The organism is Pseudoalteromonas sp. TAE56 (assembly GCF_000497955.1).
In the GTDB taxonomy this organism is placed as follows: domain Bacteria; phylum Pseudomonadota; class Gammaproteobacteria; order Enterobacterales; family Alteromonadaceae; genus Pseudoalteromonas.
Genome location: NZ_AUTN01000130.1, coordinates 39,035 through 45,209, shown reverse-complemented (window position 1 = coordinate 45,209; position 6,175 = coordinate 39,035). Strand labels below are relative to the sequence as shown.

Below are 6,175 nucleotides of genomic sequence, written 5' to 3'. Positions count from 1 at the left end.
CAGCCGCTATATGTCCGTTTATCTCGCCACGTTCGCAGGCATCTATGATGGCTTGTAAATTAGAGCCACTACCTGAGATTAAAACTACCAGACGAGTCGGTGCCATTACTTAGCACCACCTACAATTTCAACTTGCTCTTCGCCAGCTGCTGCATCTTGAATTTCACCAAGGTGCCATGCATTTTCGCCCAAGTCTTTTAGCATTGTTAAGCTTTGCTCAAGTTTATCTGCAGGGACTACTAAAACCATGCCTACACCACAGTTAAATGTACGGTACATTTCGTGTGTAGTAATGTTGCCGTTTTCTTGTAACCAATTAAAAATTGGCGGCCACTGCCAGCTATCACCTTTAACTACAGCTTTTGCTGAAGCGGGTAATACGCGTGGAATGTTTTCCCAAAAACCGCCGCCAGTAATATGCGAAAGCGCATGTACGTCAACGTTTTTGAATAACTCAAGTAAAGGTTTTACGTAAATACGCGTAGGCTCAAGTAAGGTTTCGCCTAATGTTTTACCTTCAAAGTCAGCGCTGGTATCAGCGTTTGACACTTCAAGTACTTTACGAATTAAAGAGAAGCCATTTGAATGAGGACCGCTTGAAGCAAGCGCAATAAGCTGATCGCCTGCTGCTACTTTTGTGCCATCAATAATTTTTGATTTTTCTACAACGCCGGTACAAAAGCCTGCCATGTCGTAGTCTTCACCATCATACATACCTGGCATCTCAGCTGTTTCGCCACCAATTAGGGCACAACCTGAAATTTCACAACCTTTGCCAATACCTGTAACTACGTCAGCTGCTGTGTCTACATCTAGCTTACCAGTTGCATAGTAATCTAGAAAAAACAGGGGTTCAGCACCTTGAACAATTAAGTCGTTTACACACATTGCAACTAAATCAATACCAACCGTATCGTGTTTTTTTAAGTCGATTGCTAAACGTAGTTTAGTACCAACGCCATCTGTGCCTGCAACTAATACTGGTTGCTTGTAGCCTTCAGGAATTTCGCAAAGTGCGCCAAAACCACCAATTCCGCCCATTACTTCAGGACGACGAGTTTTTTTAACTACGCCTTTAATACGCTCAACAAGTGCATTACCAGCGTCGATATCTACGCCCGCGTCTTTATAGCTTAGAGACTGTTTTTGTTCGCTCACAGGTTTTCCTCAAAATAGTTGTTTTGGGTTGCTTAGAAACGCGCGTATTTTACAACAATTGCAAGGTCGCGGCTAGCGTAAATGTAATTTTGAAATAATTAACAAGGACACTTGTCCGCTGTTTGTTGTTTAAATAAACAAAAAAACGCCCGTAGGCGTTTTTTTAGTATTAAAGGCGTTAAATTAACAGCTATGCTTTTGCGGTTAATATGGCTCGAAGTGGAGCGGGGTAGCCTTCAATTGTTTTACTTGTATCGTCTGGATCTAAAAAGTCGATTAACGATTCGTTTTCCATCCAGTCGGTTTTGCGTTGCTCTTCAAGCGTGGTAATAGCGCAATCTTTTATTTGCACATCTTTAAAGCCAACGCGTTCCATCCACAGCTTTAATGCTGCAGTACTTGGAATAAACCACACGTTGCGCATTTTAGCGTAGCGGTCGGTAGGGACTAATACCGTGTTTTCGTCGCCTTCAATTACTAGGGTTTCAAGTACGAGTTCGCCGCCTGGGCGAAGCTGCGCTTTTAACTGCGCTAAAAAGTCGATAGGTGAGCGACGATGATAAAGTACACCCATCGAAAAAACAGTATCAAACGCTTTAAGCTCGGGTAATGCTTCTACGCCTAGTGGCAGTAAATGTACGTTTTCGTCTGGGTTGTAGTGTTTAATTGCCTGAAACTGACATAAAAATAAATCAGACGGATCAATACCCACGACAAACTCTGCGCCTTCACCGCGCATACGCCATAAATGATACCCTGAGCCGCAACCAATATCTAAAACAGTGCGGCCTTTTAATGGCTCAATATGAGGAAGCAGGCGGTCCCACTTCCAATCACTGCGCCACTCTGTATCTATTTCAATACCGTGCACACTAAATGGGCCTTTGCGCCATGGCATCATGCGTTTTAATAAATGCATGGCTTGCTTTTGCTCGCCATCACTCATCTCTCCTGGCGCGCCAATTTCTACCTTTGTAGAAATATCAACATGGGAAGTTGCCACCTCAGGCAAGTTTTTAAGTACTTTTTGCCATTTAGGCAAATCACCATGGCTAGCCTCGTTTTGCCAATGTTTTAATTGAGCAGGGAGGGTTTCTAGCCAATGACTAAGTGGGCTTTGTGCGATAGATGCGTAAAATTGGTTAAACCATTGAGACATGGATGACTCTCTTTATTTAATTGCTACCATTGAGCAAAAATTAAAACATTGATACCACACTTGAGTTTGGCTAAAACCAATATCTTGTAAGCGAGTAAAGTGAGCGCTTAGTGTATCTGGGCGCATAACGTTTTCGATGGCGGTACGTTTTTGGCTTATTTCAAGCTCAGAGTAGCCATTGTGACGTTTAAAGTCGTGGTGCAAATCAATTAATAGGTTATCGCATTGCTCGTTTTCGGCTTTAATTTTTTCGCTTAGCAGCAATACACCACCAGGTTTTAAATTAGCGTATATTTTTTCAAGTACAGCTTGGCGCTGAGCATGTGGAATAAACTGCAGCGTAAAGTTCATTGCTACTACTGAGGCGCTTTGAATCTCAAGCTCGTTAATATCGCCTAAAGTAACAGTAACAGGCACATCTGATTTAAAACCTTGCAAATGTACCTTACAACGCTCAACCATAGCTTGAGAGTTATCTACCGCTATTATATGGCAGTTATCGGTGCGAATATTTCGGCGCATGCTAAGTGTTACTGCGCCCAGTGAGCAGCCTAAATCATAAAGATTTGAGTTACTTTGTGCATATTCACCCGCAAGTTTACCCATTGTACTGACAATAGTTGCGTAGCCAGGCACAGAGCGCTGGATCATATCTGGAAAAACTTCGACTACATTTTGGTCAAAGCTAAAATCTTTTACTTGTTGCTCAGAGGCATAAATACTGTCTTTTATGGTCACGAAGGCAGTCTCTTTGTAAATAATGGCGCTATTTTAACATTTTATACTGGATAGTCAGTGATAAATTCAGTAGCTTGACTAGAATTATGAATAATAAGTATAAAAGAGAAGATTAAATGAGCAAAAGTAAGGTCATCAGCACAGACGATATATTAGCAACCCTTTGTCATTCAGTGACAGGCGTACTCACATCAGCCAGCGGTAATGGTATTAGTTACTCAGCCATGGTGCAAAAAATAACACGTACATGTATGCGACCAGATATTGGCTGCTTTGTTTTATTTGACGGAGGTTTTACTGGGCTTGTAATTACCAACTTTACTTCGCAAGCAGCGATGGAAATTTATGGCGATTACATGCGTAACATGGGAATGCCAGAAGATGAAATAGCGCATAGCCATTTATCAGACGACGTATCAAACGTATTAGGCGAGTTAATGAACCAAATTGTTGGCGACTTTACGTCTAAAGTACGCGAGCAATTACATACCTCGATTACACAAAATCAGCCAAAGATGATGGCAATAAATAAGCAAGTGCAAATATCGGTAGATACCACAATGGATCGCCCGCAGGCCCGCCGCGTAACATTCACCACAAGTAAACAAAATATCTTTTACTTGGAATTAGCGATGGATAAAACAGAGTTCATTAAATTACACGACTTTGATATTGCAGAAGCACTAGACCCAGACGATATAATTGAAAACGAAGCACGTAAAAAAGCGGACAAAGAAAAATCATCTACAGCAGTAGAACAAGATGATGGCGATGATGATTTTATGGCAGGCCTAGGGCTTTAAGTCTATTTACGTAGGTTGGGTTGAGTGAAACGAAACCCAACATGCTTTTTTGCTGCTTGGAGAAAGAAAGTCCATTAAGGTAGGTATGAGCAGATATCAGGTCTACCTTATATCTAAATTAATTATTTATTAATATGAACATTTTAATTTATAGCTTTGAGGGCCTAAAAGGTACAATACAAATCTATTGAGTTTGGTCTATTTAAGAGTTAGGAAGGGTATGGATATAAGCGGGCTGTTTACGAAAGTGAAGAAGTACTCTGAGGATAATAAATATTTACCTATTAAAGTTGAGTCAGTTGAAAGTTTAAGATATGTCATTGGATTACTCGCAAATAGGAGTAATAACACACTAAAAGCATTTATAAAATTTGATCATAATGGAAATAATACCTTTTTTGACGCATTTACTCATTTAGAAGTTAAAAAAAACTTAAAAGATTTTTTAAGTGAAGATGACACTAGCATCTCTATTGTTACTAACTGCACTAACAAATTCTCCAGATTATCTGAAGGCTTAGAAATCAATTCCAGTGATAAACTTTTCTTATACGAATTCCCACAGGAGAAGCTAGAAGCAATGGAAGCTAAATTGTCGCAACCGATGCATAGCTTTATACTTGGAGATAAACAATCACTTATGATTGGACACTTTGATTTTAATAACGATAAGAAACACACTTTCGTCAATTTCTCCGATTCTGAGAGCGCGAAAAAGATGCTCTCATTTTTTAATAAGGCAAAAAGCTTGAGCCCCCGTGCAGGGGAGAATAAAAAATGAGTGAGGTCAGTACACCTATTGTTTATTTGTTGAGTGATTTTGCATCTTTGTTTGAAGTCGCTGTGGGACTCAACCTAGTTTTTGCTGTTTGGGATGGCCTTAGAAATCAAGCTGTTGAACGTTTTCGCGAAATATCAAATGACGTAGACAAAGCTTTAGAACTAAACTTAGGCAAAGATTACAGAACGGGGCGCTGTGCTTCGAAGTATTCATCTTTACAAAGCTCTTATTTAAGTACACTAGAAGGTATATCTAAATATGCTAAGGTCTTAGGTTTATTAGTTACTGCCTTACTTTTGTGGGTCTTAGCATATATAGGTTACAGTCCTTTAGAGAAAGTTACTTTCATTCCGATTACGATTTTAGTTGTTATTTCGACTTTAGTAACACCTTTGTTTTTAGTTTCGGGGCACCTGTTTGTGATAAGGGGTAAAAAAAAGCTTCTGGAGTTTCAACAACATCAAAACAATGCATTTACAGACTTGCAGCAGTTTTCTAATGAAGTAATTAAGCGAAACGATGTTTGATAGCTGTGATTGAATTTTAGGCGGCAGGGAGGTAGGGAAATGTCTATTGTGAGGTTTTCATTATTTACATACGGATTCTCTCCCATCGCCACTACCACACAAAATATCCTTAAATCTAATTCCAATTGGTGATACAGCTGTTCCTTACGGCAGCAACGTTTATAAAAGCCTTTGTTGTGGTCTTTTTCTTTAAAGTTAGCGAGCTCATGTACTACTAACGTTTTTAGTTATAGCTCAGGTGCGCCGAAGCAAATCATTGTTTGTCGACAAATTAATGCGTTGGGAACCATACTTTCCTCGTTTTTAATGCTGTTATTTTAAGCGGCTAAACCTACTCTTTAAACTTATAACCCACACTATAAACTGCCGCTATTGGGTTTAGTCCTGCTTGAACGTCGTTAATCTTTTTTCGTATATTTTTAATATGTGTATCAATGTTGCGATCGGATATGTCGGTTGTGTCGCTGTATACGTTATTAATAATATCTTCGCGGGTAAAAACACGACCTACGTGACTTATAAATAGTAAAAATATTTTAAACTCGACGGCAGTAAAGCCAATACTTTTGCCGTTTAGGCGCGCTTCGTAATCGTCTTTGTGTAATTGAAAATTATTATGATTGATGATGTTGGTTTTAGGCTGGCTGGTCCTTCTTAGTACGGCCTTTATGCGCGCTATAACTTCTTTAGGGCTGAAAGGTTTGCATATGTAGTCATCGGCGCCGAGCTCTAAACCCAGTAAGCGGTCTATTTCTTCACTTTTTGCGGTCAGCATAATAATAGGCACACTTGAAAAGGCTCTAATTTGCTTACATAGCTCTATGCCATCAACATCTGGCAACATTAAATCAAGAAGTATTAAATCTACTGCGTTTTGTTTTACAAAACTAACTACACCTTTGCCGCTATTAAAGTGCTCAGTTTCGTAATCTTGTTGCTTAGCGTAGGCAATAAGTACCTCTGCAATGTTTTCTTCGTCTTCAACGATAAGTATTTTTTGTGATGCCAT

7 protein-coding genes and 2 pseudogenes are annotated in these 6,175 nt (G+C 39.6%); 3 read left to right on the top strand and 6 right to left on the bottom strand.

Features of this window, described 5'->3' with window-relative positions; genetic code table 11:
• From purN to cmoA, 4 genes and pseudogenes are all read right to left on the bottom strand, one after another.
• Window positions 1-106, bottom strand: a pseudogene (purN, locus tag L656_RS1000000123140) (phosphoribosylglycinamide formyltransferase); the annotation flags it as partial.
• Window positions 106-1,158 (bottom strand): phosphoribosylformylglycinamidine cyclo-ligase, encoded by a 1,053-nt coding sequence (gene purM, locus L656_RS0115195; RefSeq protein WP_010555340.1) that lies wholly within the window; start codon window positions 1,156-1,158, stop codon window positions 106-108. The pseudogene purN and the gene purM, both read right to left, overlap by 1 nt.
• Window positions 1,159-1,348: 190 nt before the next feature.
• Window positions 1,349-2,317, bottom strand: coding sequence for a tRNA 5-methoxyuridine(34)/uridine 5-oxyacetic acid(34) synthase CmoB (gene cmoB / locus L656_RS0115190; RefSeq protein WP_024599839.1), 969 nt, complete (start codon window positions 2,315-2,317; stop codon window positions 1,349-1,351).
• 12 nt (window positions 2,318-2,329) lie between these two features.
• Complete coding sequence (gene cmoA, locus L656_RS0115185; protein WP_024599838.1) at window positions 2,330-3,055, bottom strand: carboxy-S-adenosyl-L-methionine synthase CmoA; 726 nt, start codon at window positions 3,053-3,055, stop codon at window positions 2,330-2,332.
• Between the two features lie 116 nt (window positions 3,056-3,171).
• Between cmoA and L656_RS0115180 the strand changes: the two genes are divergently transcribed.
• From L656_RS0115180 to L656_RS1000000123135, 3 genes are all read left to right on the top strand, one after another.
• Window positions 3,172-3,858 (top strand): DUF3334 family protein, encoded by a 687-nt coding sequence (locus L656_RS0115180; RefSeq protein WP_024599837.1) that lies wholly within the window; start codon window positions 3,172-3,174, stop codon window positions 3,856-3,858.
• Window positions 3,859-4,078: 220 nt separating this feature from the next.
• A complete protein-coding gene (locus L656_RS0115175; protein WP_024599836.1) occupies window positions 4,079-4,639 on the top strand; it encodes a hypothetical protein in 561 nt (186 codons plus the stop codon).
• Window positions 4,636-5,166, top strand: coding sequence for a hypothetical protein (locus tag L656_RS1000000123135; RefSeq protein ID WP_024599835.1), 531 nt, complete (start codon window positions 4,636-4,638; stop codon window positions 5,164-5,166). The genes L656_RS0115175 and L656_RS1000000123135 overlap by 4 nt, the downstream gene beginning before the upstream one ends.
• 68 nt (window positions 5,167-5,234) lie before the next feature.
• Here the strand turns inward: L656_RS1000000123135 and L656_RS1000000123520 are convergent.
• Window positions 5,235-5,393: pseudogene (locus L656_RS1000000123520) on the bottom strand (metal-dependent hydrolase); the annotation flags it as partial.
• Window positions 5,394-5,497: 104 nt separating this feature from the next.
• On the bottom strand, window positions 5,498-6,175 hold the full coding sequence (locus L656_RS0115165; RefSeq protein WP_024599834.1) for a response regulator: 678 nt from the start codon (window positions 6,173-6,175) through the stop codon (window positions 5,498-5,500).

Excerpts from the sequence above, each read along its gene's own strand:
- L656_RS0115180 (WP_024599837.1), top strand. The coding sequence starts at position 3,172 with ATGAGCAAAAGTAAGGTCATCAGCACAGACGATATATTAGCAACCCTT.
- L656_RS0115175 (WP_024599836.1), top strand. The coding sequence starts at position 4,079 with ATGGATATAAGCGGGCTGTTTACGAAAGTGAAGAAGTACTCTGAGGAT.
- L656_RS1000000123135 (WP_024599835.1), top strand. The coding sequence starts at position 4,636 with ATGAGTGAGGTCAGTACACCTATTGTTTATTTGTTGAGTGATTTTGCA.
- cmoB (WP_024599839.1), bottom strand. The coding sequence starts at position 2,317 with ATGTCTCAATGGTTTAACCAATTTTACGCATCTATCGCACAAAGCCCA.
- L656_RS0115165 (WP_024599834.1), bottom strand. The coding sequence starts at position 6,175 with ATGGCATCACAAAAAATACTTATCGTTGAAGACGAAGAAAACATTGCA.